This window comes from Pseudoalteromonas phenolica (assembly GCF_005876835.1).
GTDB classification, from domain to species: Bacteria; Pseudomonadota; Gammaproteobacteria; order Enterobacterales; family Alteromonadaceae; genus Pseudoalteromonas; species Pseudoalteromonas phenolica_B.
Window position 1 is genome coordinate 159,941 of the sequence record NZ_PPSW01000012.1, and the last position, 25,785, is coordinate 185,725.

At 41.0% G+C, this 25,785-nt stretch carries 32 protein-coding genes; 14 read left to right on the forward strand and 18 right to left on the reverse strand.

Features of this window, described 5'->3' with window-relative positions; translation table 11 throughout:
- Positions 1-136 precede the first annotated feature (136 nt).
- Positions 137-1,390 (forward strand): aromatic amino acid transport family protein, encoded by a 1,254-nt coding sequence (locus C1E24_RS08800; protein ID WP_138480621.1) that lies wholly within the window; start codon positions 137-139, stop codon positions 1,388-1,390.
- Positions 1,391-1,506: 116 nt separating this feature from the next.
- On the opposite strand, the gene C1E24_RS08805 is transcribed toward C1E24_RS08800, so the two are convergent.
- The 6 genes from C1E24_RS08805 to C1E24_RS08830 all read right to left on the reverse strand — a co-directional run bounded on the left by C1E24_RS08805 (position 1,507) and on the right by C1E24_RS08830 (position 7,969).
- Positions 1,507-2,259, reverse strand: a complete 753-nt coding sequence (locus C1E24_RS08805; protein ID WP_431188320.1) for a peptidylprolyl isomerase — start codon at positions 2,257-2,259, stop codon at positions 1,507-1,509.
- 152 nt (positions 2,260-2,411) lie between these two features.
- Positions 2,412-2,924: a signal peptidase II gene (lspA, locus tag C1E24_RS08810; RefSeq protein ID WP_138480622.1), complete on the reverse strand. Its 513-nt coding sequence runs from the start codon at positions 2,922-2,924 to the stop codon at positions 2,412-2,414.
- Between the two features lie 67 nt (positions 2,925-2,991).
- Positions 2,992-4,227 (reverse strand): sensor histidine kinase, encoded by a 1,236-nt coding sequence (locus C1E24_RS08815; protein WP_138480623.1) that lies wholly within the window; start codon positions 4,225-4,227, stop codon positions 2,992-2,994.
- Between the two features lie 49 nt (positions 4,228-4,276).
- On the reverse strand, positions 4,277-5,002 hold the full coding sequence (locus tag C1E24_RS08820) for a response regulator transcription factor (RefSeq protein WP_138480624.1): 726 nt from the start codon (positions 5,000-5,002) through the stop codon (positions 4,277-4,279).
- A gap of 7 nt (positions 5,003-5,009) precedes the next feature.
- Positions 5,010-5,393, reverse strand: a complete 384-nt coding sequence (locus C1E24_RS08825; protein ID WP_138480625.1) for a hypothetical protein — start codon at positions 5,391-5,393, stop codon at positions 5,010-5,012.
- A gap of 2 nt (positions 5,394-5,395) precedes the next feature.
- On the reverse strand, positions 5,396-7,969 hold the full coding sequence (locus C1E24_RS08830) for a reprolysin-like metallopeptidase (protein WP_171040836.1): 2,574 nt from the start codon (positions 7,967-7,969) through the stop codon (positions 5,396-5,398).
- A gap of 413 nt (positions 7,970-8,382) precedes the next feature.
- Here C1E24_RS08830 and C1E24_RS08835 point away from each other — a divergent pair, with 413 nt between their 5' ends.
- From C1E24_RS08835 to C1E24_RS08890, 11 genes are all read left to right on the forward strand, one after another.
- Complete coding sequence (locus C1E24_RS08835) at positions 8,383-9,861, forward strand: helix-turn-helix domain-containing protein (protein ID WP_138480627.1); 1,479 nt, start codon at positions 8,383-8,385, stop codon at positions 9,859-9,861.
- A gap of 66 nt (positions 9,862-9,927) precedes the next feature.
- Positions 9,928-10,176, forward strand: coding sequence for a RebB family R body protein (locus C1E24_RS08840; RefSeq protein WP_240721972.1), 249 nt, complete (start codon positions 9,928-9,930; stop codon positions 10,174-10,176).
- A 54-nt stretch (positions 10,177-10,230) separates the two neighbouring features.
- Positions 10,231-10,518, forward strand: coding sequence for a RebB family R body protein (locus tag C1E24_RS08845; RefSeq protein WP_138480629.1), 288 nt, complete (start codon positions 10,231-10,233; stop codon positions 10,516-10,518).
- 75 nt (positions 10,519-10,593) lie between these two features.
- On the forward strand, positions 10,594-10,866 hold the full coding sequence (locus C1E24_RS08850; RefSeq protein ID WP_390446018.1) for a RebB family R body protein: 273 nt from the start codon (positions 10,594-10,596) through the stop codon (positions 10,864-10,866).
- Positions 10,867-10,958: 92 nt separating this feature from the next.
- On the forward strand, positions 10,959-11,234 hold the full coding sequence (locus tag C1E24_RS08855; RefSeq protein WP_058029387.1) for a RebB family R body protein: 276 nt from the start codon (positions 10,959-10,961) through the stop codon (positions 11,232-11,234).
- Positions 11,235-11,302: 68 nt separating this feature from the next.
- On the forward strand, positions 11,303-11,596 hold the full coding sequence (locus tag C1E24_RS08860) for a hypothetical protein (RefSeq protein ID WP_058029386.1): 294 nt from the start codon (positions 11,303-11,305) through the stop codon (positions 11,594-11,596).
- Positions 11,597-11,742: 146 nt separating this feature from the next.
- Positions 11,743-12,141, forward strand: coding sequence for a RebB family R body protein (locus C1E24_RS08865; RefSeq protein WP_138480630.1), 399 nt, complete (start codon positions 11,743-11,745; stop codon positions 12,139-12,141).
- On the forward strand, positions 12,134-12,406 hold the full coding sequence (locus C1E24_RS08870; protein WP_138480632.1) for a hypothetical protein: 273 nt from the start codon (positions 12,134-12,136) through the stop codon (positions 12,404-12,406). The genes C1E24_RS08865 and C1E24_RS08870 overlap by 8 nt, the downstream gene beginning before the upstream one ends.
- A 9-nt stretch (positions 12,407-12,415) precedes the next feature.
- On the forward strand, positions 12,416-12,694 hold the full coding sequence (locus C1E24_RS08875; RefSeq protein WP_058029384.1) for a RebB family R body protein: 279 nt from the start codon (positions 12,416-12,418) through the stop codon (positions 12,692-12,694).
- A 222-nt stretch (positions 12,695-12,916) separates the two neighbouring features.
- A complete protein-coding gene (locus C1E24_RS08885) occupies positions 12,917-13,093 on the forward strand; it encodes a RebB family R body protein (protein WP_083496525.1) in 177 nt (58 codons plus the stop codon).
- A gap of 12 nt (positions 13,094-13,105) precedes the next feature.
- Positions 13,106-13,375, forward strand: coding sequence for a hypothetical protein (locus tag C1E24_RS08890; protein ID WP_138480634.1), 270 nt, complete (start codon positions 13,106-13,108; stop codon positions 13,373-13,375).
- Here the strand turns inward: C1E24_RS08890 and C1E24_RS08895 are convergent.
- The 4 genes from C1E24_RS08895 to C1E24_RS08910 form a co-directional block, all read right to left on the reverse strand.
- Positions 13,372-13,683 (reverse strand): DUF2834 domain-containing protein, encoded by a 312-nt coding sequence (locus tag C1E24_RS08895; protein WP_138480635.1) that lies wholly within the window; start codon positions 13,681-13,683, stop codon positions 13,372-13,374. The genes C1E24_RS08890 and C1E24_RS08895 overlap by 4 nt on opposite strands.
- Positions 13,684-13,712: 29 nt before the next feature.
- Positions 13,713-13,919, reverse strand: coding sequence for a zinc ribbon domain-containing protein (locus C1E24_RS08900; RefSeq protein ID WP_058029381.1), 207 nt, complete (start codon positions 13,917-13,919; stop codon positions 13,713-13,715).
- 222 nt (positions 13,920-14,141) lie between these two features.
- Positions 14,142-14,507, reverse strand: coding sequence for a cupin domain-containing protein (locus C1E24_RS08905; protein WP_138480636.1), 366 nt, complete (start codon positions 14,505-14,507; stop codon positions 14,142-14,144).
- Positions 14,508-14,770: 263 nt separating this feature from the next.
- On the reverse strand, positions 14,771-15,796 hold the full coding sequence (locus C1E24_RS08910) for an AraC family transcriptional regulator (protein ID WP_138480637.1): 1,026 nt from the start codon (positions 15,794-15,796) through the stop codon (positions 14,771-14,773).
- A 99-nt stretch (positions 15,797-15,895) separates the two neighbouring features.
- Between C1E24_RS08910 and C1E24_RS08915 the strand changes: the two genes are divergently transcribed.
- Positions 15,896-16,324 carry an SRPBCC family protein gene (locus tag C1E24_RS08915; protein ID WP_138480638.1) on the forward strand — a complete coding sequence of 143 codons (429 nt, stop codon included), beginning with the start codon at positions 15,896-15,898 and terminating at the stop codon, positions 16,322-16,324.
- Positions 16,311-17,120 carry a sterol desaturase family protein gene (locus C1E24_RS08920; RefSeq protein ID WP_138480640.1) on the forward strand — a complete coding sequence of 270 codons (810 nt, stop codon included), beginning with the start codon at positions 16,311-16,313 and terminating at the stop codon, positions 17,118-17,120. The genes C1E24_RS08915 and C1E24_RS08920 overlap by 14 nt, the downstream gene beginning before the upstream one ends.
- A gap of 49 nt (positions 17,121-17,169) precedes the next feature.
- Here C1E24_RS08920 and C1E24_RS08925 read toward each other — a convergent pair whose 3' ends face one another.
- The 8 genes from C1E24_RS08925 to C1E24_RS08960 all read right to left on the reverse strand — a co-directional run bounded on the left by C1E24_RS08925 (position 17,170) and on the right by C1E24_RS08960 (position 25,779).
- Complete coding sequence (locus C1E24_RS08925) at positions 17,170-17,643, reverse strand: DUF4468 domain-containing protein (RefSeq protein ID WP_171040837.1); 474 nt, start codon at positions 17,641-17,643, stop codon at positions 17,170-17,172.
- 106 nt (positions 17,644-17,749) lie between these two features.
- Complete coding sequence (locus tag C1E24_RS08930; RefSeq protein WP_346765671.1) at positions 17,750-18,223, reverse strand: GNAT family N-acetyltransferase; 474 nt, start codon at positions 18,221-18,223, stop codon at positions 17,750-17,752.
- A gap of 70 nt (positions 18,224-18,293) precedes the next feature.
- Positions 18,294-18,698: a hypothetical protein gene (locus tag C1E24_RS08935; RefSeq protein WP_138480644.1), complete on the reverse strand. Its 405-nt coding sequence runs from the start codon at positions 18,696-18,698 to the stop codon at positions 18,294-18,296.
- An 11-nt stretch (positions 18,699-18,709) separates the two neighbouring features.
- Entirely contained in the window at positions 18,710-19,897 is a 1,188-nt protein-coding gene (locus C1E24_RS08940) for a hypothetical protein (RefSeq protein WP_138480645.1), read from the reverse strand.
- Positions 19,898-19,972: 75 nt separating this feature from the next.
- Positions 19,973-21,076 (reverse strand): hypothetical protein, encoded by a 1,104-nt coding sequence (locus tag C1E24_RS08945; RefSeq protein ID WP_138480647.1) that lies wholly within the window; start codon positions 21,074-21,076, stop codon positions 19,973-19,975.
- 19 nt (positions 21,077-21,095) lie between these two features.
- Positions 21,096-22,292 carry an ABC transporter substrate-binding protein gene (locus C1E24_RS08950; RefSeq protein ID WP_138480649.1) on the reverse strand — a complete coding sequence of 399 codons (1,197 nt, stop codon included), beginning with the start codon at positions 22,290-22,292 and terminating at the stop codon, positions 21,096-21,098.
- On the reverse strand, positions 22,274-24,664 hold the full coding sequence (locus tag C1E24_RS08955) for an MFS transporter (RefSeq protein ID WP_138480651.1): 2,391 nt from the start codon (positions 24,662-24,664) through the stop codon (positions 22,274-22,276). Before C1E24_RS08955 ends, C1E24_RS08950 begins: the two co-directional genes overlap by 19 nt.
- The gene (locus C1E24_RS08960; protein WP_138480653.1) at positions 24,655-25,779 is read right to left on the reverse strand and encodes an ATP-grasp domain-containing protein; all 1,125 of its coding nucleotides are present in this window, start codon (positions 25,777-25,779) and stop codon (positions 24,655-24,657) included. The genes C1E24_RS08955 and C1E24_RS08960 overlap by 10 nt, the downstream gene beginning before the upstream one ends.
- Between the last annotated feature and the right edge of the window lie 6 nt (positions 25,780-25,785).

A 25,785-nucleotide genomic window follows, 5' to 3' on the forward strand; every position in this document is an offset into this window, starting at 1 on the left:
CAGGAACAAACTGCAAATTCGTCAAACTCCCTTTACAGTATTCAGCAGTCATTAAGCCTTTATAAATGCATCTTGCCGCCAATTTCTATATGATGCGCGCGAAAAATTATTCTTATTAATTTCTAGGACAACAAGTATGAGTAACTCCCCAGAAGCCATGACGTTAGATATGTCTTCAGCCAGTAGGGGTGGCTGGACTCAGCACGACACACAATGGGTATTAAGCCTATTCGGTACAGCGGTCGGTGCGGGTATTTTATTTTTACCAATTAATATCGGTATTGGTGGTTTTTGGCCGCTACTAATTATGGCCTTATTAGCCTTCCCAATGACATTTTTAGCACACCGTGGTCTTGCCCGTTTTGTGCTCTCATCAAAGCAAGATAACGCTGACTTCACAGACGTGGTTGAAGAGCACTTTGGTGCTGGTGCAGGTCGCTTAATCTCTCTACTCTATTTCTTCTCTATTTACCCTATTCTACTTATTTATGGTGTAGGTTTAACTAATACAGTAGATAGCTTTATGGTGAACCAGTTAGGCATGGAGTCTATCCCTCGTGTGGCGCTATCTGGCGTACTGGTTGCGTTTATGGTGAGTTTAATGCTGGGCGGTGAAAAGCTTCTTATGCGCGCTTTTTCTGCGCTGGTTTACCCATTAGTCGCGATTTTACTGTTCTTATCACTTTACCTAATTCCTAACTGGCAAATACCTGCAGTGTCAGCACCGGATATCGGTGAACTGAGTAGCACATTGTGGCTGTCAGTGCCTGTGATAGTATTTTCATTCAGTCATGCTGCTGCAATTTCTAGCTTTGCGAATGTGCAGCGCCGTCACTACAAATCAGAAGCGGTTGCTAAAAGTGAAAAGATTTTAAGATACACGTCTTTAATGCTGATCTTATTTGTATTACTTTTTGTGTTCTCTTGCATTTTCTCTTTAACACCAGAGCAAATGGAACAAGCGAAAGAAGCAAACGTGTCGGTTCTATCATTCTTAGCTAACGTGTATGACAACCCATATATTGCCCTACTTGGTCCTTTCGTGGCATTCGTTGCCATTACGTCTTCTTTCTTAGGTCACTTCTTAGGTGCACGTGAAAGCTTTAATGGTCTGGTTACAAAGCAAACTAAGCTAGGTAATGCGACTGCGGATAAAATTGGCGTTGCTGTGATGTTTGTCACAATTTGGATCTGTGCGGTAATTAACCCAAGTATTCTGGGTATGATGGAAGCAATTTCAGGCCCTATCATTGCGATGATTTTATTTGTCATGCCAACTATCGCCATCTATAAAGTACCAAGCCTTAATAAATACAAAGGTCGCTTAAGCACGTACTTTGTATTAATCGTTGGTTTGCTTGCAGTATCTGCGTTGTTATTCAACTGGTAATCAATATTTAAATAATACATATCCTCAATCATGCTTAATTTAGAGGGTTAATATAAAAAGCCCAGACTAATTAGTCTGGGCTTTAATTTTTTAAGCGGACTTTGTTTTTAAGAAAACTAGCGCTTTCTTCTAACAAATAAGCCTGCACCTAACAGCATCAACATACTAAATAAGCTACCTGAACTGCTTTCTGAATTGTTATTACCAGTATCAGGGTTAGTAGTTGTCAGTAACGTATTTTTCTTAGGTTCTAAATTTTCTGCCGTATTTTCACTGTCATCAATAATCGTTACCGCATTGATTGTTATGAAATTGCTCTCGTCTGGGTTGACCTGATCGTCAGCACATTTTTCTTGCGAGTAATCAACCAAGGGAATTGAACCACAACGATCTAATTTAGCAATTTTATCAACGATATCCATGCCATCACCAATCACCTGACCAAATACAGTAAAGCCACCGTTTTGCACGTCTAAATTAACACTATTGTCTTTAAGGTTAAAAAACCACTGACTTGATGCACTATTCGGATCACCTCCCAGTTTCGCCATCGCAATGGTACCGCGCACATTTGAATAAACAGGCTCATTATCTACATTACCAAATGACTCTACTTGGCTTAGCGGAATACTGCCCTCATAAAAGAAGCCCCCACCTTGTAACACAAAGTTTGGTTCTGAGCGGTGAAAAATTACATCTTGATAACGGTCCGCGTTGACATATTTCATGAAGTTTTCAACCGTTTTAGGCGTGGTTTGATCAAACAGGTTAACTTGGAAACTACCTTGGGAAGTTTGAAACTCTACAATGGTTGCCATTGCTGAGCTGCTAGCAACTAACAGTGCTGCTGAAAATAGATGTTTAATCAATGTCTTTGCCTCAAATATAATACTGGGTGCTAAGACTACTGGTTAAAAGATAAAATGAAAAGAGAGTGCAAGCTTTGTGTAACAATTAATAACAATTACAAACACAAAGCTCTAATTCATTGACGGTGGGCTATTGTAAAAAGTTGATAAAACTAAGAACTAGCAGTCTGTTTCGCAGCACGCTCTTCTTGCCAACCATAAAATAATAGCATTCCTGCTCCAGCTAAAATAAACATATCGGCAATGTTAAAAACCCCTGTACGTAAGCTACCGATGCCCACATTTAAGAAATCAATAACACCACCATCATTTAATACTCTATCTAGCCAATTACTAGCACCACCAGAGACAATCAGCGCCCAAGCGACCGCCATCGGGTTTGTCAATTTCTTATCTCTTAAGACGTAAATGATAATACCCAACAGAAAAGCCCCAACCACACCAATGAAAGCGACCTTCCTCATTGATTCAGGCATCGCACCGCCCAAACTCAAAAAAGCACCATGATTCTCAGCATAACCAATTCGAAACACATCATTAAAATAACTCGCCATTGGCCAAGGTTCTAGAGAAGTAGCAGCCCAGAACTTAGAAAGTTGATCAAAAACCAACGTGAGTAGTGTCACCACAATAAAAACTGTTTTAGGGGTATTTTTTGTAAACATAAGTACGACCAAAATAAATATGTACCAAATTTTATTCCAAAGTATCTAAGTCTTAAATAAATGGCAATCATCTTGGGTTAAATGGCAAAACCAAACAAAAGCATGCGCCGCCTAACCCCTGGTGCTTTTCAATAACTGTTAATTCACCGCCATGCAGGTGCGCGATTGATCGCGCTATGGCCAACCCTAGGCCGCATCCGCCTGAATCTCTTGAACGACTAGGGTCAAGGCGTGTAAATGGTTCAAAAATACGGGTTATTTTACCTGGCGGGATCCCAATACCATCATCTTCAACAATACAGTGAATTGAGTCGCTGTCTAAAGTTAGACTGATTTCACATTTACTTTTAGCAAACCTGCCAGCATTACGAAGTATATTAATAAGTAATCGAGTTAATAAATGTGTATCAACCTCAGCTTCTATTTGACTGTTTTTTACCTCAAATTGAATGCTTGGGTAAAAAGCCTCGACTTGTTTCTTTGCTTGCCTTATCAGCTCAGTAAGTACACAAGACTCTATATTTAGCACTGTTGACCCATCTTTTAAACGTGCATAAGAAAGCAGCTCTTTTACTAAGTCATCTAGCCCCTGCAATGCCTTTTGCATTGATTGAGTTAAGTCTTGTCTATCTTGTTCTTGAGCGTCTTCTAACATATCTAGTGCAAACTGAATTCGTGCCATGGGGCTTCGGAATTCATGAGCAACACCATGCAGAAGATCTCTTTGCAAGTTTAATTGAGTTTGATTTTGCGCACTAATATCGGATAAATAATGTTTTATTTGGATAATTTGCTCGTCAATTGACCTTGAACGAGGGCTGCTTTTCTCATTGATAGTGGCGATATTATTTGCCAAGCGCTTTTGTTCAGACCAGCAATAAAATGTAAATAAAGCCAATGCGCCGAGATTCAGTAAACAAGCTACCAACCATAAAAGCCAATCAGAAAGCCAGTTCGTTACGCTATCAAAATACACATTTTCGAGCATCACTAATTGCTGCTCATCAAGAATATAAAACACACTGGATGTCGAAAGGTCTATAAAACTCTTTTGATTCTCTTCAAGGGCTCTTGAAAATAAGTCTTGCTCATACACTGCAAGATTTTCAACCAATATTATATAAGCATCAGATCCATAACGTTCACTGGCTTTAAGCGCTTCACGCTCCCAATGTGTCGCTGAAGTATTAGTAAAGATTATTTCAAGATTATTGGCTACTTTATAAAGGTGTGCTTCCCATTCATCAATGGCCTTTTCAACTAGAGCAGGTTGAGCATAGTGGTAAGTGACATGCGCTGCCACTAAATTACATAGAAGCAAAAAAAGAGCGCCAAGAACGACTTTATTCAGGTTAAGTTGCAAGTAAGTACCCTTTATTTCTGACTGTAGTCAATAGTTTAGGCTGCTTAGGATCATCTCCTAATTTTTTTCTAAGACGAGATACTCTTAAATCTATAGATCTATCCATGGGATCATAATCAAGCTTAAAAATGCGTTTATGCAGCTGTTCTCGAGAGAAAATCTCGCCAGGTGAACTTGCAAAAATTACTAGCAAATCAAATTCAGCACTCGATAAATCTATATCTTGAGATAAATATTTAACACGTCGATTAGGTAAATCAATCTTTAGGTCGCCATCACAAGATACTAGGGTTGTTTGCTGCTTCTCGGTTAAACTTGATTGTCTTCTCAATTGAGCTCGAATATGCGCTAGAAGCACCCTAGGTTTAATGGGTTTACATAAATAATCGTCAGCACCCACTTCTAGACCAGTCACTTCATCTATGTCATCGATTAAAGCGGTGAGCATAATGATGGGCCCAGTAAAGCTTGGTCTGATAGCTTTACATATCGTAAGTCCATCGGTGCCTGGTAACATTAAGTCAAGAATGATTAAATCTGGCTGCTCAGAAGCTATTTCTTTGATTGCATCACTGCCATCATTAATAACACTAACTTTATAACCATTTTGAGTTAAAAATTGGCTAACTAAGTCGGTCAGCTCAATATCATCATCAATTATTAAAATTGAATGCACGTCTGTATGCCCTGCTTTGATACATTTTTCATCTAACATAAGTGTATCATTCAACAGTATCTATTGAATCAGTAGCTGAATTTAAACAGTGCTTTAACATAGCTTGGTTAAACGATTTTGCGAAAGCATAAGCATCTCTGCGCTTTTGTTTATCTTCTGTGCTCTTAATAATGTCTGTGCTGTTGTCGACGTAGCGCACTCCACACATTTTCTTTAATTTCGCAGTGTCTTCTTGCTCTAAGCCCGGAAAAACTAGACGCCTGCTTGCCAAGGCAAGCAATCTATAGTCATTTCTTTCTACTGCCTGTTCTATTTGTTTTGTCATTTCACGCTGACTGGTTTGCTGGGCACTGGCCTGAGAAGGTTGTGCAGTATATGCACAACCTACTAAGCACCCAGCTAATAAAGCGATACTGGTGAGCTTTATCATTATTATTTCCTCATTCTTCTTAAGAATAATGCAGCAAGTCCTAGCAACGACCATAAGCCGAATGTTCCAGAACCACCATCATCATTACTTGGCTCAGGCGTTGGAGGCGTTACTGGCGTCGGATCCTCTTTCACTGTGACTTCTACCTGTGCGGTGCTTGTACCACCATTACCATCTGATACAGTGTAATTAAATGTTTCTTTCCCTGAAAAACCGCTTGCTGCTGAATAGACAAGCTTGCCCTCTTTAATCTCGACTGTGCCTTGTCCTTGGTAATCAACACTCTCAACGACCAATGTATCTAAATCTTTATCTGAATCATTGCTAAGTACATCCAATGTCACTTCACTGGCTTCAAAGTCCACTTCAAAAGTGTCATCTTGCGCAACAGGTGCATCATTAACCGCTGCAACTGTAATTGTTAGCTCAAATACCTCACTGATAAGCTCACCTCTAGATGCGGTAACCGGCACTTTAAGCAAGCCATTAAAATCAGCAGTGGGCGTGATGGTTAAGTTGTCCAGTGCATAATTTTCACCAGGCTGCAGGGTGAGCTTATCAACAGGCTTTGCTGTTGCATAAGTTAAATCAGAGGTCTTTATTGTGATGCTACTATCTTCATTCACTGACAACGCGATTTGACCCGTAATTTGTGGGGCGACTTCTGTGGATGGGCCTTCTCCAACCTCAATGGCAAAATTACCAGAATTAACCGCAAAGAAGATGTTATTGCTACACATCACTTTTATACGCGCTTGAGTCGTTGTTATATTATCGAGTTGAACATTGAATTGACCATTGTTTGCAACGCCTTGCGCCAAGGTAGTTGTAAAGCTTTGTCCGGCATCATCCGAAAGTAGAATATCCACTTTTTCACAAGAGACCGGTGCGTTTTCAGTACCCGCTGTATGCCAAGTAACAACTTGTTCATTATCACGCCAATTACTTGATTGGTCAGGTAGCGTGACAGAAAAACCTTGCTCAACTTCAACTACATTAACTTGCATGGTGTCATCACTAACACCGCCTTGGCCATCGCGAACAACTAAACGAAAATCTAGCGCACGCGTTGTGGTTGCATACGCTTCGCCGTAACTCAGTTCACCTTTTAGGAGGTCGCTCATCTGAGGCACAACACGGGTTGGATCTGAACTTGGATTAAACGTTCTAAACAAGGGTCGCTTACCATCATCAACACTGTCTTGTTGTTTATCAGCAGATGCAGGCCCTAAGTTAAACTGTTGCCAGCTATAATTGAGCGTGTCGCCATCGCTATCTTGCGCTGAACCTACTAATTTAAACGCAGTTTTAGCCGGTATAGTATAGTTTTGACCTGCTTCAACTGAAGGTTTTGCATTCGTTCGTTGTTTATGAACACCACACGTATTACCCGCCCCTAAACGACTGTAGTTATTCATTTGATCTAATGAACGAATATGAAAATAAGGATCTGAGTTAGCTTGTAAATCTTGCTCATCACAAATGCCTGTGTAGCCCATGATGGTAGAACCACTGCCTGGTTCATAGGCACTGTGATCTACTCGGTTTCCATCACACGCCCCAGCTAAACCATTATAGGTGTGATCTGCACCTAGCTGATGCCCGATTTCATGGGCGACATAATCAATATGAAATGCGTCGTTGGTAGGCGCTTCACTGCCTGTTACACCTTCAGCTTTGAACTCAGTACACACCACTTCAAACCCAGCTAAACCGCCGCCGCCAGTTCCTACTAGGTGGCCTATGTCATAGCTGTCTTGTGAAATTAAGCCATTAATTTGCTCTGTGAGAATATCGATATCTTCATCGGTATTTGCAAATGGGTCGGTTTCAGGGTCTAAAAAAATCAGTTTGTCATTGTCACTCACTATCTCAAAATTCATGGCTAGATCTCGCTCATATACATCATTGAGACGATTCACCATGGTCACGATAGCCGCCATCACTTTTTCTTTTGTGCCACCATGAAATTGGCTGTATTCCCCTGTAGTAGTGAACGCAATACGGTAAGTGATATGTGTATTTGGTACGGCAATTTCTTCTGCCTGAGTTTCGCTCGATTGTATTTGTTCACGCTTTAACTGACTGCTTTGTAGGCGCTTAATCGGAGCACCTTGCTTAATTAATTTAGATGTATGCAGTGCTTTAGCTTCGTAGCTGCGATAAACATGTTCTGACTGCTCTGGATCTATAAATACCCGTGATTGCCCTTGATTAAAAACTCCAAAGAAGCCTTTTGGTCCAATATCGAAACGGCCTGTGTTAGCTGGGTTATCAACTTGAAAACCCACAAAGGTTTTTATGTCTGGAAACTTTTCCGCCAGAGTATCAGACATGACTTTACTGGGTTTAAGTCTAAATACGACAAACTCACCACTGGGTAAGGGTAATTGAACGTCCACCTCTTGGCTTGGCGCCATGAGCTTAGCTTGTAATTGACTACTTGCAAGATGATACCGAGCAAGCTGTTTAAGCTCTGAACTGCGGTTTTGTGTGGTTTGCTGCCATAACTCACTCGCCTGAGCGGGTAAATAAATAATTTGGCTTAGTACTACTGCTAACAAAGTTTTTTTCATTGTGTTGTCTTCCCATTGATGAGTCAAAACCACTGTATCGATATTAAACCACCTTTTGGGTATCCGTTTGTGATTCATTTGTATCAAGCTTGATACAAATATGCGCAATTGCAATTTTTGCATTTGGCTAGCTCCTTGCACTTTTCTACTTTGGCAAGCGCTTATCCATTTTTTTGGCACTAAAAGCCTAAACGATGTTAATAAGACGTTTTCTTAATAGGTGTAATAAATTGTAATCACTATTCGCTTGATTTCCCCGATTTAAGGCCCGTCTTTTCCAGTACTTTGCCAATTACACACTACTTTCACCACAAAAATGCTGATAAAGGATTTTATTTAACACCGATTTTTATTGTTTTTTTTTGGATAAATAAAATAGAAGCGTGTGGTGGCTAACCAACCGGAGAAATAAAATGGAAATTCGCTCACAAGTGAAAAGGAACCCTTTAGATGTAGCGCTTTTGTTCAATAATTCAATTGCACAGCTACTAGACAATAAATTTAATCACTTAACACGTTGTGACTTTGTGGTTGAATATCAAACCTGCCATGCTGTTTCACATTTTTGGCCTAAATCGGCGCAGTTTGAAAAGCCCATTTCAAAAATCCCCATTAATTATCAAAGAAAACAGCTTGGTACATTACATTTACTTGTTGAAGTAAAGCAGGGTTCAAGCGAAGAGCTTGCATTTAAACAATTTGCAAGCCAGCTCGGATTGATGCTTGCGAGGCTCAGAGTCGCACAACTGAGTGACGAAAAATTTGGCCAAAGCTTTGCGCTCCAAGGCTATAGCGCAGAGATAAACAAACTTGAAAGACTCATAGAAAAGTGTGCCAACACCTTATTCCCCCTCGTCTTAAATGCACCACCAGGAAGTGAAACGCTCGCAACAGCGATTAGCATTCATATGTTAAGTGATAAAAAAGCAGGCCCTTTTGTTGAGCTTGATTGCACATCTATTGACGCACATAACTTTGAAAGTAAATTAAAACAAGCATTCGAACAGGCGCAAAATGGCTCTTTGTTAATCGCCAATGTCAGCCATTTGCCGATGTCGCAACAAACTCAGCTCAATGCCCTGCTGACTAATCAATATAGCCTAAGACAAAACACGTCTCAGCCCAGGTTACTTTCTAGTAGTGAACACAATTTATATGCTCGGGTTAATCAGGGGTTATTTTCTCGCAGCCTGTTTGAAAAACTAAGCTTTCTTGAGCTACCAATCCCAAGTATAAAAGACAGAAAAACTGACTTACCTTTACTCATCAATACCTTATTTGACTATCATAAGATTAGTGCCAAGCAAAGCCTTGCAAAAGATTGCTTTGATTTACTCAGCCAGTACGATTGGCCTGGCAATATGATGCAATTAGAGCAAACTCTGGTTAAGCTAATCGCCCTTTCGTATCAAGACGATATCAGCTCAGAGGTACTTAAACAGACACTGCCTGAATTTAGTCAACAACTAGAAAATAGTGCGGTCCAAACGTTAGGAGAGCACCGAAAATCTATCATCACTATATTGTTTAAAAAACAAGTTGCTGAACAAAGAGCGTTACACCCAAGTTTGCTGAAAGCGTTAATTTATATGCAGAACAATTGGCAACAAGAGATCACGTTAACAGGCCTTGCTAATCAGGCATTTGTCAGCCCCTCTCATCTGTCTTACTTATTTAAAAACACATTAAACAAAAGTTTTAAGCAAATTTTGGCTGAACTAAGAATAGAACACGCCAAAGCCATGATAGCCCAAGACCCTAACATTCGTATTACTGATTTATGTTTAGAGGTTGGGTTTGGCGACTTAAGCCACTTCGAAAAAATCTTCCGACGCTATACCGGTATGTCACCTCGCGACTATAAAAAACAATACAAACCATACCGAATCTAGACAAGCCGATATTCGCGGCAATTGTTAGCACAATTGCCCGATTAACAAAACGTTGCAACCCCTAATATGACCTTATCGAAACAAGCACGGATAACGGTGATGGAAGACTTAAGCGCACAAATAGAAGACTTAGTTAACCAACAATCACCTCAAGTTTCTCGTGCCATGTTAGTGCAAGCAACAGCACAAGCACTGGGTAATGCAGCACACAATGCCACTTACTCTCAACAGCAACACAATGTGCTGATCAAAACGAATACCGCCATTGGAGCGAATTTAATTCTCTCTCTTGGCGCCAAGTATGCGAAAGCATAAAAGCTCAAACCGCTTGGAACGAGCAAAATATCAACATGAAGAAGGAAACAAACTATGGCAGCAGCAGCTGGTGGTGCAGCAACACCACTTCAAGTAAACAGCCAAGTCACTGACTCAGTAACACAAGTGAACACCAGTGTCGTTGGCGAAACACCTGCGATGGCAATGGGTAACGTGCATATGTCTACCAGTCAAGCATTAGGCACAGCAGCGTTAAATGCAACCACAGGTAACCAACAAGCTTCAATCACGATGCAAGCAGCGACAGTACAAGGTGTGAATTCACTAATGTCGATTGGTAGCTCAGTGATCGGCCGCGGTACCGCAGAGATTTTATCTTAATTGAGCGGTTTTGCTTGGCAAAACTTCTCTCTTAACTTTACGACTTAACAGTCAAAATTAACTTAAAGAAAGGAAATTATCATGACAGCAACAGTTAATGGTGCAATCACTGATTCAGTAACTCAAGTAAACACTAAAGTTGTAGGCGAAACGCCAGCAATGGCGATGGGCAACCTATTAATGTCAACAAGCCAAGCATTAAGTAATGCTGCGCACAATGCAACATCAGCACAGCAACAAGCGCAAATTACAATGCAAGCTGCAACTGTGCAAGGTGTTAACTCACTAATGTCAATTGGTGGCTCCGTAGTAGGTCGAAGCGCTGAAGGCATCATCGAAAAAGGCTAATCGCGCTCAGCGCCATACAATGTGTATGGCGCTTTTTAATTCTTAATTTTATTTATTCTTAACAAGGACCAATTCGGTCACAGGAGAAAATCATGGCAGATGCACTAACAGTAAACCCGCAAGTTACTGATTCAGTTACGCAAGTAAACACTAAAGTTGTAGGTGAAACACCAGCAATGGCAATGGGTAACCTACTCATGTCAACAAGCCAAGCATTAGGTAACGCTGCACACAATGCAACAGCGGCACAACAACAAGCTGCAATCACAATGCAGGCTGCAACTGTGCAGGGTGTTAATTCATTGATGTCTATTGGTAGCTCAGTGATTGGCCGCAGCGCTGAAAGCATTATTGAGCCAGGCGCTTAATCGCTTTTTCTGATGCCTTCAGGCCCTTACTTGCCTTGCAACTAAGGGCTTTTTTGCAGGAGTAAAATATGAGTAATCTAAACCAAGCCCCTGAGGCAGGTGAGTCTGCAGTTAATAGCGCACAACAGTCAATCGCCCAATCTACCGCCTTGGCAATGGCAGATGCAACTGACAATTTACGTAACCTCAATACCTTAAGTACAACTGCAATTGGTGTCGCGTTATCACAATTTCTAGAAACGGGTGATAGCAAATATGTTGAAGCTATTTCAACGGCACAATCTATTGTCTCTCAAGGTGCTGAAAACTTCAGTGTGGTGGGCGAAAAAATTGCCACTGTATTACACGAGACCGCCGAATAATCACTTTGGGGATGAATCTTACTGTCTTAATCATCCCCGTATTTTCAGTAAAAAGCCCCGATTTTGTTCAAGCGATAGGCGATAAGCTGTATTTAATTTCTAACTAATCTACGCAGTTTTTGCGTGCTTAAAGCAAGGACAAAGCAATGAGTGACGAACAAAATACCACGAACCAAGTACCTGAAGACAACCACCCATTTTCACAGCAGCCAACCAGTATGGTTGAAGCTACCCTCGCTGAAACATTGGGTTTGTCGATGCATAATGCGATCACCAACCAACAAAGTGCACAAATGACCACTTCTGCATCGATCACCAATGCCTGTGCTCGATTATTGCAAACACCGACTCATTTACCAGCGTCGCCTCAACAAACTCATGCTGCGCCCCAAGCTCCTTCAGCTCCCTTACAGCTTGAGCAAGATGCAGATATTGAAGATGTAGAGCTTGAAGAGGAAGTAACGCCCCCGCCTCCACAAAAAAAGCGCTTCAACTTGTTTAACTTTTTAGGCAAAAAACCCAAAGAGTCAACTGACGATGAATAGTACCGAAACAATTCAAGCTCATTGTGCTGAGCAATTAGCACAAATTACTGCGCTCACAAAAAGCAAGCAGCAAGAGGTCAATGCGCTACTTCAAGGCAATAAAAAAGTGCTAAACGAGCATCAGCCTTTTGAAGAAGCGAGCAAAATTTCTAAACACGTTGACGCCATGCTGAATGACGTTGACAAAACACTCAATCAAGCCATGTCAGCACTCAGTGAACAACTTGGTGTGCCGGCAACGCAAGAAGACAATCAAACGGAATAAGGACTCATTATGGCCGACAAACAACTCAATAAAGTCAATGAACAGATCACAGACTCTATTACTCAAGTAAATACCAAAGTACTGGCAGATACCCCAGCGATGGCAATGGGTAATTTCTACACTGCGCTCGGATTATCACTGTCAAACGCAGGTAATAATGCCACCAGCGCACAGCAGAATGCCAATATCATGGCACAAGCTGCAACCGTGCAGGGTGTTAATGCGCTCGGTGCAATTGGCAGTGCGGTACTGGGCAGAACGACCGAAGAGTTAATTGAGAAAGGGTAATACCAATCCTCAATAATACTCAATCATTTTGAGGGACTAAAACTGACGCTAACTTCGTTGAAAATTCCTTATTTAGAACAACTAAATAGCAAAATTTTCGCCTCGTTACCGACAAGTTTTTCTTGCCTCAAAATAGATCGCTTAATTAAGAGGATTGGTATAACTCAATTTCAAAGCATGTTTGGGGGCTAGGTTAGCTCCCATTGTTATCTAGGAGTAAGCATGTCTGATAGCAACGAAAAAACCATTTCTGACATCATCACACAACTGTCTGATTCAAGCCTCGCAGACACCGTGGGCTTGATGATGCAAAATGCAGTGACTATTCAGCAAAGTTCGCAAACTGTGAGTACGGCTTCTGTCAGTACTTCATGCGCCATGATCTTATCGCAAGGTTAATCTCGCACTATCATGACGGATGTCAATGCGCGCAAAAAAGCTGAACAAGCCGTAGCCCAGTCTACGGCTATTGCCGTGCAAGACGCCACCGACAATTTAAGAAACCTCAGCACCATTACTACTACTGCCATTGGTGTGGCGTTATCACAGCTACTGGCTACGGGCGACCCTAAGTATTCAAAGGTCATTGAAGAGGCGCAAAAAGTGCTCGAGAAAGGCACCGAGCAATTTGCTAATATCGGTAAAGAATCGGCAAAAATCCTCGAACAATTTAAGCCTTAACCCTCTCTATGCTTGTCTTTGAGATATAAATACAGTGGCAAACCGCACGCTACACCGACAGTCAAGGTCGCGATTATCGCAAACGCAGCACCTCTAACTTGATGCTTTTTACTATCTGTTACGATGAAGCAAATAAGTGCCACTGCGGCTATCACCACATCTAACCAAGCTAGCACGCTGATATTGTTTGCTGTGATTGCTTGCCAAAGTAATTGTAAATTTAAGCCGTTATCATATAACCAAGGTAACAAGGCCCCATACGGGAATACAGCGCCCAAAATGGCGAGCAATAAATAAATTTTTACCATATCTTTTGAATTCCTTTTCAATAAATTACTTAATTAGTAAATAAGTCAAATACATTCCCTAGTGTGCTTGTACTACTTTTATAAAACTCTGTATAAGTACAGTGCACACAGGTCACTGCTGTAAACTTTCGATTTTGCATATCGAAGATTTTTGACCAACCACTGCCCGTTGTTGCAATGGTATCTGTTTCATAATCTCGACAATCACATTTAGGACATTTCCAACCGTTTGACATAACCACTCCTTTTTAAAATTACTTAACCTGAACTTTGGTAAAGAGATTTACTAACGTATTGATATTGTGATGATAAATACTTTTCAAGTCTGCAGCCGGAGACTTTTAGCGATAACAAGGCGAATTTACGCGTCAATAGCTGGTCTATTGCAAGTAAATTCAACGCAGTTAACGTTGAAAGTAGCCGCTGGAGATAGATTTATTATCCATAGCTCAGGTTACTTAAATATACACATCGTTTTGGGCAGTCAGTTCACCGCCTGCTTCACCTGTATTTATAACTCCTTTTGGCTCAACAATCATTACTTTACATTCATGCTCAGCAAATGGTTTGTGTTCTTCGCCTTTAGCAACAACACACAATTCACCAGCTTTTAGGTGAACGCTTCGATCTCGAAACTCAATACCCATCTCGCCTTCGATGACAATAAAGACTTCGTCAGTATCTTTGTGGTCGTGCCAGGTAAATTCGCCCTGAATTTTAACCAGTTTAAACTGGTAGTCGTTCATTTCTGCGATCACTCGAGGTGACCATTGCTTTGTAAACTTCGAGAACTTGTCTGAAAAATTAATCTGATCTTGTTTCATCTCATACCAATCCGCTTAACTAAGTAGTCTATTTTGAGGCAAGAAAACCTTGTTGGTAGCAAGGCAAATATTTCGTTATTTAGTTGTTCTAAATGAGAAATCTTTAACGCAGCTATCATCAGGTTTAATCCCTCAAAATGATTAAGTGTTATTGAGGATTGGTATCAATCCCCTGTTATCTCAAGTTCTATCAACCAAGCTAAAGCATTTTTATTTAAGACCCAAAGATTTAAACTGAATATCACCAATAAAATTGTAATGAATTATTTTGCTATTTTGTCAGTAAGCCCTAATAGTGATTTCTGATAGGCCAATGGTGTTATGCCAAACCATTTTTTACATGCATGGGTAAATGAAGATTGCTCTACAAAGCCCAGCTCATAGGCAGTTTGCGCAATGGTATTGTGTTTAAGTAAGTTATCTATACGAGATTTACGTTCAGCTTCTAGCATGGCCGAAAAACTCGTTTGATGCGCTTTTAACTTTCTTTGTAATGTACGTGCACTCATAAAAAGGGCTTCAGCAATACGTTTTTGATCGCAACCCTGTAAGTTGCTTGTAGCACTGAGTAAAGTGGCAACTTGCTGTTTGATATTACTGTTTCGTATAAATTGAGAAAGCTCAGATTGAGAGAGCTTTTTTTGTAAGAGCTCAGTTTCAGAAAGCTTAACCAATGCTTGAAACATGGCCTTATTTTCAGAGGTAAATGGTAGTGCCAGCAGTGTTTTATCAAAACTTATGCGGTTTTCATTAGTATTTGTTATTACCTCGCAATTAAACCATTCTTTTAGCTGTGCAATTTCTTGTGCTGACAAAGCAAAGCTAAATGTCACTTGATTAGGAGAAAGCGTTTCACCAAGGATCTTTCTCACCGTCGCAACCCAAGCTGTGGTATTTCGAAGTACCATCTGTTTGCAGTCGGTGGAGAGCGGTTGCCAATCTAAATGCGCAAATGTGTCAGTCACATTTAGCTGGGTTTGCCCAATATCAGCCACCAATGCGTCAAATCGCCCGAGTACGTCTATGGCCTGTGCGAGATTCTCACAGCTTTCGACCAAATAGCCCAGTACACCGTAATCTCTTGCTTGAATGTGCTTGCCCAATTCAAACCCAAACAAGCTCAGCTCTGTGCGCTCTGCACCAAAGTTAAGCAAATCAACATAGGTTTTCATGGCAATGCGCTCAGATGAGAGCTGAGCGATATTGCATTTTATCTCTGTCGTAGAGATGCCCTGATCATTCAAAAAAGCCAAGACACTGTGCAAATATGCATTTGAAACTGACGCCATAACAACCCTGTCGCAAAATAACAAAACCTTGTCGTATTAGCGCAAGAACCTCACTTATTGTCAAATTATGCTGTAAAAAAATCCAAACGTGATTCGATTATGTTAGTCGTTGAATATCAAAAACAGATTGCTTGTAGCGCAGATACTTTGCTGAATGCCTTGCTCGACCACAGCAATCTTGACCGTTTTTTTAATGCAAAATTCAAAGTACTCAAACCTGCCGACAAAGATGAAATAACAGGTGGCAAGGGGTGTATCCGACAGGTATCAATATTGTATGTAAATTTTGAAGAGCAGATCACCAAAGCTGACCAAACTGGGATTTGTTATCAGGTGCTCAATGACTTCCCTGTTCGCCAGCACCGCGGGAAGATTCATTTTCATAAAATCGGCGAACACACCCAAGTTTCGTATCGAATTCAATGTCAAAGTCCTTGGTATATTCCCAAATTTGCACTCAAAGCCATCCTTCAAAAAGACATTGAACAATGCCTGAATAGACTTGGAGATATATATGCTTCCCGTTGAACTTATTTTACTTGGTCTCAGCCCGATTTTCTTATTATGTGTCGCTGTTGAGTTCTATAAAGCAAGGCAGAATTACAACATAAAAGACAGCTTAAACAACGCTGTGCTCGCGCTGTTGCATCAAGGTAGTGATGCCATCGCGCTTATATTATTGATGCCATTCTTTTATTGGTTACATCAATTTGCCGTGTTTGATATCCCCTTTTCAATTGGCAGTTTATTAGTCGGCTTTTTACTACAAGATTTTTTGTATTATTGGTTTCATCGTGCGTCTCATAATATCCACTGGTTTTGGCTTGCCCATGTGGTGCATCACAGCTCAAAGCATATGAACTTCACAACCGCTTTTAGGCAGAGCCTTTTATATCCCCTAGTAGGCATGTGGCTGTTTTGGCTGCCCATGATTTTACTGGGCTTTGCGCCTGCTATTGTGTTTGCCATTGTCGCCCTAAACCTCGCCTTTCAGTTTTTTGTGCATACGCAAACCATAGGCAACTTAGGGTGGCTCGAAAAGGTATTCAACACACCGACACACCATAGAATTCATCACGCCACTAATACCCCTTATATTGATAAGAACTATGCCGGCGTTTTAATCATTTGGGACAAGTTATTCGGTACGTTTGTAGAAGAAGATAAAAGCCTCATAATCCGCTATGGTATTGTGGGCCCAGAGCCTAAGAACACACCATGGAGTGCTAACTTTATGCAAGTTAAAATACTCTATAGGCAAGTGGTAATGGCCAAAGGGGTCATTAAAAAATTCAAAGTATTGTTAGGGTATCCTGAGTTTTAAATGAGATATAAATACTAGGCACAACTTTATGTGCCCAGTATTTGATATATTAGAAATCAGAAAAGCTAGATTGAGACTTTAAAGCTGTTTCTAAGTCTGTAGAAAAAGAATTAAACGATTTTATTATTTCTTGATAACCGGATTTAGAAGGCCATGCCCATCCTTGACAGTTACTATAGCTTGGTACACTTTCTATCAATTCTAATTGCAACCTTGCCTTACCATCTTTAGCCATAAACTGAATGTCATACTCATTTGCACAAACATTCATGGCTAGCATCCAACTTGCAGCACCTTTTCCAATTAGTGTGGCTGATTCTTTATCTTGAACTCTCAGCACTGAACGACTATCACCAAATGATTTTGCAAAATAATCTCTAGCTCTTGTCCAAAGCTCATCCTTTTCAACACTTGGAACCACATAATCATATGTAAATACGCGTTGAACATTTTTATCTGCTGGAGCCAATGATGCACATGACGAGAGTAAAACAATACCAATACCTAAAGTGAACTTCTTCAAAATAATTCCTTACTTTTGCTATAGAACTTATTGGCCCAAAACCGTGACATATAATAGACGTATAAAAGTTAATGTAAATACGACTGTAATGGCATGTAATATTTGATTAAGTACCAAAGTTTTTAAACATCACAGCCACATCAACGTCTCGGTAATTCACCTGTGTTTCAATTTCCCAGCCAAGTTTGGCATAAAGACCCCCATTCAAAGACTCTGTTTGCAAATGTAGAAGGCTGATTTTGAGCTCAATGGCGTACTTTTCTGCATGCATAACCAATTGAGATGCAATGTGCTGACCTCTGTAGTCTGGGTTAACATACACACCACCCAGCCAATACTCTTTGTCGGGGTAAATAGTCATTTCACGGTACTTAATTTGTACCGCGCCCACTAAGGTTTGCCCTTCAACAGCCAAAATAATAAGTGGTACTCGGTCCGTGTTTAAATAATCTTGCAACTTGTCTTGAAACGATTCAACCGAGCCATCTTCAACATAGGTGCCCCATTCATCAAAATACCATTTTGCCAACAGGGGGATATGCTGAGGATGATAAGCTAAATAAGTAAATTCTATCGCCATGCTAATATCCTTATTAAACAAAGCCTTTAAGGCTAAGTTAATAATTTCATATCAATACGACAATAACGCGTTAAAGCTGTTTATACCATTTACTATTGGCATATTTGAAGTGATTCAATAATTTACTGCGTATTCCCACTACTTTTAAGCAAAAATACAAGTGATCAACACAATTATAATGCTCAATGCTGTAATTTGGTGCATAGCGGCTGGTAAGATGCTGATAGAGCTCGTCAATTTTAGTTTCATTGTTTGATAGTAGAAGTGGCTGCTTATAGATAACTTTCCCTTTGCGCGGAATAGATTCTCTAATATAACCGTTAAAGCCAAAACCATGCGCTGCAGAGGTTTTATGGGTTAAGTCACTTACTACCAAACACGCATGTTTACGATACAGCGGATGCTGCTCAGGTAGCCTGAGCAGATCGGTCGCATAAGAGTGGCGAATATAAGCGGTGATCAGAAACTGGCTCATTAAACATTGTCTTAAAATTGCAAAAACAACCGTAAGCCTGAGTGTCTCGCTTGCACCCTATTACTTTGCTTATCTGGCCACTGCCATTGATTGAATACGGATACAGAGACCATGTCATGCAAGGTATATTTGAGCCAGGCCTCTCCTTGATGTGCTTCAAAGTCTTGAAATGCTTGTTGCCTTTCAGTCGCTACTCCTAGGCCTAACTGCCAGTTACTTTGCGTCCATGTTGAAGCCACACTCAGAGTAGAATGGGTGAGTGTTTGCTCAAATTCATGAGAAGTAATATCTTTTTGTGCTTCAGCGTCACTTTGCTGTTGCTTGGTAAAGCCCATTCTCACCAACAAAGCAAATTCGCCTGTGCTTATTGGTTGGTGATATTGCAAGGCAGAGTACATACCCTTTGCCGCTTCGGCCTGATTTTTCCAAGCACCCAAATGTACTTCTGAGTTGTTAACGCGCCATTTCACTTCACTGGCGATAAACAGTTGGCTATTACCTTGTGTGAGTACATCAGCGTAATTACCTTGTTTATCCGCCAACCCCTCACTTCGACTCACTAGCAAAGTGTATCCCGGCTCATTTTCGCTGGGCTGTTTTAGATAGCGTATGCCCAAGGTGTAGTCTGGCGTGTAGATGCTGGTGTTATTCACCAAAGCTGGCAGTAAAAACTGGGTGTTTTCGTCATTCGCAATGCCATTTGTATCGACACCGCCTTCGATATCTAACAAACCAATGGTGAGTTCGGTGTCTGTATTGCTATTAGGCTGTTGAAATGCACCTGAGTCTTGCCAAAAAAATGTAGAAATTTGAGCTCTGCCTGCTTCATTAGCATCTTGTGTGGTCAGCACGTCGGCACTACTTTCGAATAGTGCGAACATTGCTTGTCCTTGCTCATCGGGCGTTTGGCTGTACTCAATACCAAGCTGAATTAATTGTTGCGTGTTCAATTGCAGACCAAGATCAATATTTGCCGAAAATAATGAGCTCGAAAGTCCTTGCTTAGTGTTTTGCTGTGTGGTCCAAAGCATTGATGCATCAATCGTGAGAGCTTGATCATCTTTTGGCGTATAAGCTTGGCTGTGGATAGAAAACAAGACACCAGAAATAAACAGTTTAAGGGTTATAAGTAACTGAACTACGTTACTAATACCATGCCGTCTAGCGCTGATTTTTAAAGAAAAAAGGGATTGCCTCATAATGTGACTCTTCTGCTAAAGAATCACACTTTAAACAAGATTAAAATCGATAAATTGGGGAAACCCTCTGACTAATCAGGCTTTTTTATCACCTAATCGATTCGCAATGTTATCCATCAATGCAAACATAATTTCGACGTTGTAGCCCAGAACAAACGCGAACAGCATAGGTGAATAACTACCTTGTGGTACCCCTGTGCCCTCCCCCATCAACATACTACTAGACACACCGGCAACACCACCGAGCAAAATACGTAAGTTGTAATCTAAACAGAGTTTTTTGGAAAACGTACCGCGCTTGAAGTCAAGGTGTAGGTTTCTCAATACCAAAGTTAATGCGCCTAATAGCCCATACAGCAGGGGTAAAATATAATTCGCCAATAAGTTAACCACATATTCGGCCGAAAGCCGTGAGTCAAAAAAGGCTTGCCGTGCTTGATGAAGCACAAAAGCTTTATCTAACTCCGAGATCTTATCTTTTAGCTGTGTAATTTGCTTAGCGCTTTCATGACTTCGTGGCTGCTCAGTAATGAAGTCTAATTGTGCCGTTAACTTAGCTTTATTCTGCTGATATTTAAATTTATCAAACTCAGAAATCGTCACTTCATGGCTAAAACCCAATCGCCAATATTTATTCCATCTGAGTAACAAAGTGCGGTTAGCATCAAATTCCTGGTCAAGTTCTTGCTCTTTACGCTTTATGGCTAGCCACTCTGAGCTTGCTTTGTGTGAGGGGTTTAAACTTAGTACCTGTAATTTTTCTCGAAACTCATTTCGCTCTGCGAATAACGCATGAGTTTTATGAATTACTCCAATACCAACCATATAATAAGTTTGTAAGCTCACTGTCAGTATAATGATGGCACAAACTAACAACCCGTAATATAAAGGAATACGGTGTACTTGTTTGAATTGCTTAGGAAAACGTGCCTGCCAAGAGTGACTGGGATTACTGTCACGAATACTCACCACACTGGCCGGCGCAACTTGTTTGACTAGTGCATTAAAGTATTGCCAAAATGCCGCTTCATCTTCTTCTGAGAGTGTTTTTTGTTCGTTAAACTCAGTTTTAATTCTAAGTACGTCTTTGAGTAACTTGCCGTCAAGCTGCAAGCCTTGACGACAAATGTAAGCCACCAGTAATTCCAGCTCTGCCATTGCTTCCTCGAGCTCTGTCATAACTGTTCGCCCTATTTATTTAAAGCTGAGTTGAAGACATAATCAAGCCGCCAACTTTCATCGGCTCTCCTTGGCTATTGAAAATATGCAGAGCATCTTCTAAAAAGTTAATGGGCAGGCTAGTGATTTCATCAGGCTTTCGCATCAAATTTATTGCAATATCAGGTGCCTTTACTAAACCAACTGGTAACTCCCCCGGCTTGCCTTTGTGCATTAGAATACGTTTAGCATAGTTTGCCGCCAAACGGGCGTTACTTTCAAAACTGACACCAATAGCCATAAAGACACTACGCTCACCACCTTCAACATGACTCGGCGTGACACTCAGCACAGGCACATTTTGCGCATAGACGTTAATCAGATCGACATTGTCATAAAGCTCAGAGCTACCTGTCACCAAAAAGGCTTTGGCTTGGTTTGATTTCTCAAGTTCAACAAACTCTTGCATTTTGCGCTCAAGATTATGATTTGGGTCTTTTAAATCAACCCCAATTTCGCTCACCTTTACTTTATATGCCTCTTGGAGGCTTAAAAACGGTTTTACCTGTGTCACCACTGAACTGGTGTTATTGGTATCATAAATAATTGCCAGGTCGGTGAGATCTGATAAAAACTTAGACTTGATATAGGCCAGTTGTGTATCTACATTAATGTTCAAAGATGTATAAGCAATGTTTGTTTGGCTTTTCATCAACACGGGATCGACATAACCCATGGCTATCGGATCTTTACTACAGGCACTGACAACTGGAATGGCGCCATTTTTGTAATTTCGACTTACAAAATCAGTTGCCTTAGAGCCCATTGAAAAAATGAGGTCGAACTGTTTTAACTGCGCCCATGCAACCATGGCTCCGGCTTCCACTTCATTGCCTTCGTAATTGAACAAAGTGAAATTGGCTTTTATGCCTGAGTTTCTGAAATCACGGGCAATCTCTGCCGTAGAAATATCATAGGCGGTGGACCATTTGGGTGATAAAACCAAAATCTTAAATTGCGGATCGGAATAACGATTTAACTCCGCTTGCTCTTTCAATCGCCCTGTTTTGGCGCTTTTTACAAAACGCTTTTTACAAGTTAAACCATTGTGCTCTGGCGCAACCTTTTGATAAGCGATAAACATTCTATCGCAGAAACCCACTTCAAAAGCCTGAGCTTTGAACGCACATACAAAAACTGTGAAAAACAGCGTCAATATTACTTGTCCTTTTGACATGTTAACCTCATAAAAATATAAAAAACAAATCCCATAGCAATGAAAATACAGCCCACTAAAGATAAGTTAGTATTCACTTTGCTATTACTATCTTGTACCAAAATTACCGCTGTCAGAATGGGGCCCAATACCGCCCCCATACGCTCCAAAAATCGATAATTAGCCGCGGTAATGTCACTGCCAAATTGTTTAGCATAGTGACTATTCAGCATCACCCCGACCAATGGGCTGCCCAATGTGCCCTGAAAAAAGCCCACCATAAGTACCGCAATCACAATAACGCTCACCGACAACAGTTCTTGATAGCTTTGCAGTGGCCCATAGTGACTTAAGGTATGCGCCACCCACTCAAAACTGGCTATGAGCATAATGCTTAACCCGGCGCCCAAAACACTCAAACTAATGGCTCGTAATTGGTTATTGGCATTGGGCTTAGCTAAATGTGTCGCAATTAGGATCGCGAAGAAATACAAGGCAATAATTTGCCCAGCGATATTAGGGTCTGCAAACTGCTGGTTGATAAGCACTGGGATATAAATCAAGATCACCCCGGTATGTATGGCTTTGATTGGGATAGCGATAAGTAACAAGCACTGCTGTAATTGCCTGTCTTTAAACATCATTAGTAAATCTGTTAGTAGGCCCTTGCTTGCAGAAGGTTTAACTTCGTCGTCATCGCTTGTTTCGACTGCCAGCTCTATAGATTGATTCAAGCTATAAAGAAATGTCAGGCCGCCAATGACAGCTGCACTCATAAATACCCCTGAAACGCCTAAAATTGGCACCACGACCGCTCCTACAGACACCCCAGCGATGGCCCCGATATAAAAACCTATTAATAATTGATTACTCGCTGAAAACTGAGGGTGAGATTGTGCGATCCGTAAAAACTGACTTTGCACACAGATCACCAATAACCCCTGTGACATACCCGATAATAATCGCGCAATTGCAAGTAACTCAGCTTCAACAAAATAGGCAAGCACAAGCAACGACAGACTATTTACCACCAAGGCCAAACGCAGCATGGTTTGAACCCCAAAGCGCCTAACCCAAACTGCAGCAGGCACCATGACACAAGCAAAACCTAAGAAGTACAAACTGAATATCAACTGTAATTCACCACTACTAAGCGCCAGTGTTTGCCTTAAGTAAGCAGGAAAAAAAGATAAGGTGATCGACTCAAGCAAAACACCCAAAACAAAAATTGCTCTGATTGCTCGATAGCTACTCGGTAAAGCAGAATTGCTCACTTTACTGCTTCGCTGACTGCTGACTACGGCTTCAACTAAGACATTTAAAATCAATAATAAAGCGGCTAACAAAATGAAAATATTGCGAACTGCCTTCCACAATTTCTGATAAATGTCGTTTCTTAACACCTCACTACACACTTGATAATCAGACAACCCGATTTGTCGGCAGTTTGTTATGACCCCCTCTTTGTTATCTGTTCCTGATGCTTCACCCAGCTTCAACACATTCAAACTGTGCAAAATACTGTTATTAACCCGATAAGGCTCTAATAACTCATCAACACCACGTACCTGATGGTCTAAATCAAACCCCATATCGGTCACTGCACTCAAACGCTGCGACAATAAATCAAGCACCGCATCACTTTGACCAATAATTTTAGTTTGATATAGAGAAAAAGAAGTCATCACCAATTGCACAGTAAGTAAGCTAAACACACAATAAAACGCCCACTTCAAGGTGCTGGCCTTAGCTTGTTTTTGGAAAAGCCCCGCCACAAAAAAGGTAAAAATGATGAAAACCCAAGGTATTGAATCGATAATCTTGCCAAATGCTTGATGGATTTCTTGATTGAAAATACCCGCAGTCAGGGCGATTGAAAGCACCCCTACATCAGCGGTATTAGTTGCCAATGGCAGTTGCAAAACATATTGCTGTGAGGCTGCTTTAGGCATTACTAGTCCCAGAATATCAATGTCGATTTGCTCAACGAGTTGTCCTGGAGCTGCTGAGCAAGATAAGGGAATGAGACCACTGTTTTGCCTGTCAGCTTGCGCATAAATGGGTTTTATTTCAGCCCGTTCGACCCCTTGGGTTTGCAATGCAAAAGTATGTACTTGCGGTGCAAACCCTTTGTATTCAATCGGCATACCTAAGCTGAGCGACTGATTAATTTGCTGACGTAAGATATGTGATTGATTACAAATATTTTTAAGCACCAACTCTGGGGCAACCCGGTATGCTTCACCCGCGGCAATGAACACTATCACAGCAACACACAATAATAAGGTGACTTGCAATTGCCCAGTTTGCTTTAGCAAATACATTAGCCCAATGCGATTTGCTGCCTCATGTTGCTCTTCGGGGTTATGCATAACCTCTGGCTCTACTGACATGGCGCACCTATACGGGCTAACAGCGCATGATATTTAGGTGTTCGATGCAAAGATAAATGGCTCAAACTAACTTGGACTAAATAGTCTAAAAACTGGGTGTACGAAACTTTGAGTTCTTGTAAACCCATTGCAACTAAGCTGCCTGTGCCATTATGTACAGCCCCTAGATCAGGTTTGGGGTTTGCTTCAAGAACGCATAACTGTCCCTTTGAATCCATTCTCAAATCGAGCCTAAACAAGCCATATAAGTTCAAAACAGAAAAGAGCTTTCTGCAATAAGCTGTCACCGTCTCATTAAGGTGCGCTTGTTGCTCATCAGATAATGTAATGATGGAGTCCGTACCGATTGGCTTGATATCCATTGACGTAAATATACGATTGCCTGGCCCTAAATTGCGCTGATAAATACCAAAACAAGTGGGCGAAGCCAGTTCCCCCATGGTTGGGATCACCGAAGCACAATATTCGTCTCCTGATAAAAACTGCTCAATTAAAACGGCACTTTGTGTGTGTGAATAAACCTGCTGACAAACCTCATTTAATTCGCGCAAAGAGTTTACTAAATGCACATGGTTAGATGCCCGCCCCGATACAGGTTTAACAATGAGTTTAGCATCGCCAAAGAAGTGAAGTTTGTTATGCCTGAGCACCAATTCTTCAGCCGTATTTGGCTTTTCAGGATGCCAAAGCACATACTCCGCAGTAGGAATAGCAAGTTGCTGTAACAGCTTTTTAAACAAAAACTTATTATCCATAAGCGCGGCATTAAGCGGCGTATGCCCAACATAAGGGATCCCCAAGCTTTCTAACAGCGCGGCACCATGACAACACGGATCAGCTCCTTGCATCCCCCCCGTATTTAGCCAAGCAAAGTCGATTTTATTTTCAGCTAACTGCCTAGCTAAATGCTGATCATCGGCCAAGCAAATAACATGACTAAATCCTGCTTGCTCTAGACCCTCCTTGATATCATTGGCCACCTTTTGATAGCTTTTCCAACTACGAGTGTTATAACTTCGATAGATCACTGAACCTACTTGTGCAGGATCAGCAGAATAAATCACCGCAATACGCCCATTTAACTTCAATGTATTCAGTGCCGTATTTACAGACATCGCCTT

Excerpts from the sequence above, each read along its gene's own strand:
- C1E24_RS08870 (WP_138480632.1), top strand. The coding sequence starts at position 12,134 with ATGAATAGTACCGAAACAATTCAAGCTCATTGTGCTGAGCAATTAGCA.
- C1E24_RS08905 (WP_138480636.1), bottom strand. The coding sequence starts at position 14,507 with ATGAAACAAGATCAGATTAATTTTTCAGACAAGTTCTCGAAGTTTACA.
- C1E24_RS08865 (WP_138480630.1), top strand. The coding sequence starts at position 11,743 with ATGAGTGACGAACAAAATACCACGAACCAAGTACCTGAAGACAACCAC.
- C1E24_RS08960 (WP_138480653.1), bottom strand. The coding sequence starts at position 25,779 with ATGTCTGTAAATACGGCACTGAATACATTGAAGTTAAATGGGCGTATT.
- C1E24_RS08900 (WP_058029381.1), bottom strand. The coding sequence starts at position 13,919 with ATGTCAAACGGTTGGAAATGTCCTAAATGTGATTGTCGAGATTATGAA.
- C1E24_RS08875 (WP_058029384.1), top strand. The coding sequence starts at position 12,416 with ATGGCCGACAAACAACTCAATAAAGTCAATGAACAGATCACAGACTCT.
- C1E24_RS08940 (WP_138480645.1), bottom strand. The coding sequence starts at position 19,897 with ATGAGGCAATCCCTTTTTTCTTTAAAAATCAGCGCTAGACGGCATGGT.
- C1E24_RS08820 (WP_138480624.1), bottom strand. The coding sequence starts at position 5,002 with ATGTTAGATGAAAAATGTATCAAAGCAGGGCATACAGACGTGCATTCA.
- C1E24_RS08950 (WP_138480649.1), bottom strand. The coding sequence starts at position 22,292 with ATGTCAAAAGGACAAGTAATATTGACGCTGTTTTTCACAGTTTTTGTA.
- C1E24_RS08935 (WP_138480644.1), bottom strand. The coding sequence starts at position 18,698 with ATGAGCCAGTTTCTGATCACCGCTTATATTCGCCACTCTTATGCGACC.
- C1E24_RS08845 (WP_138480629.1), top strand. The coding sequence starts at position 10,231 with ATGGCAGCAGCAGCTGGTGGTGCAGCAACACCACTTCAAGTAAACAGC.
- C1E24_RS08955 (WP_138480651.1), bottom strand. The coding sequence starts at position 24,664 with ATGTCAGTAGAGCCAGAGGTTATGCATAACCCCGAAGAGCAACATGAG.
- C1E24_RS08910 (WP_138480637.1), bottom strand. The coding sequence starts at position 15,796 with ATGGCGTCAGTTTCAAATGCATATTTGCACAGTGTCTTGGCTTTTTTG.
- C1E24_RS08915 (WP_138480638.1), top strand. The coding sequence starts at position 15,896 with ATGTTAGTCGTTGAATATCAAAAACAGATTGCTTGTAGCGCAGATACT.
- C1E24_RS08835 (WP_138480627.1), top strand. The coding sequence starts at position 8,383 with ATGGAAATTCGCTCACAAGTGAAAAGGAACCCTTTAGATGTAGCGCTT.
- C1E24_RS08800 (WP_138480621.1), top strand. The coding sequence starts at position 137 with ATGAGTAACTCCCCAGAAGCCATGACGTTAGATATGTCTTCAGCCAGT.
- C1E24_RS08860 (WP_058029386.1), top strand. The coding sequence starts at position 11,303 with ATGAGTAATCTAAACCAAGCCCCTGAGGCAGGTGAGTCTGCAGTTAAT.
- C1E24_RS08930 (WP_346765671.1), bottom strand. The coding sequence starts at position 18,223 with ATGGCGATAGAATTTACTTATTTAGCTTATCATCCTCAGCATATCCCC.
- C1E24_RS08920 (WP_138480640.1), top strand. The coding sequence starts at position 16,311 with ATGCTTCCCGTTGAACTTATTTTACTTGGTCTCAGCCCGATTTTCTTA.
- C1E24_RS08885 (WP_083496525.1), top strand. The coding sequence starts at position 12,917 with ATGTCTGATAGCAACGAAAAAACCATTTCTGACATCATCACACAACTG.
- C1E24_RS08945 (WP_138480647.1), bottom strand. The coding sequence starts at position 21,076 with ATGACAGAGCTCGAGGAAGCAATGGCAGAGCTGGAATTACTGGTGGCT.
- C1E24_RS08830 (WP_171040836.1), bottom strand. The coding sequence starts at position 7,969 with ATGAAAAAAACTTTGTTAGCAGTAGTACTAAGCCAAATTATTTATTTA.
- C1E24_RS08855 (WP_058029387.1), top strand. The coding sequence starts at position 10,959 with ATGGCAGATGCACTAACAGTAAACCCGCAAGTTACTGATTCAGTTACG.
- C1E24_RS08825 (WP_138480625.1), bottom strand. The coding sequence starts at position 5,393 with ATGATAAAGCTCACCAGTATCGCTTTATTAGCTGGGTGCTTAGTAGGT.
- C1E24_RS08840 (WP_240721972.1), top strand. The coding sequence starts at position 9,928 with ATGACCTTATCGAAACAAGCACGGATAACGGTGATGGAAGACTTAAGC.
- C1E24_RS08890 (WP_138480634.1), top strand. The coding sequence starts at position 13,106 with ATGACGGATGTCAATGCGCGCAAAAAAGCTGAACAAGCCGTAGCCCAG.
- lspA (WP_138480622.1), bottom strand. The coding sequence starts at position 2,924 with ATGTTTACAAAAAATACCCCTAAAACAGTTTTTATTGTGGTGACACTA.
- C1E24_RS08895 (WP_138480635.1), bottom strand. The coding sequence starts at position 13,683 with ATGGTAAAAATTTATTTATTGCTCGCCATTTTGGGCGCTGTATTCCCG.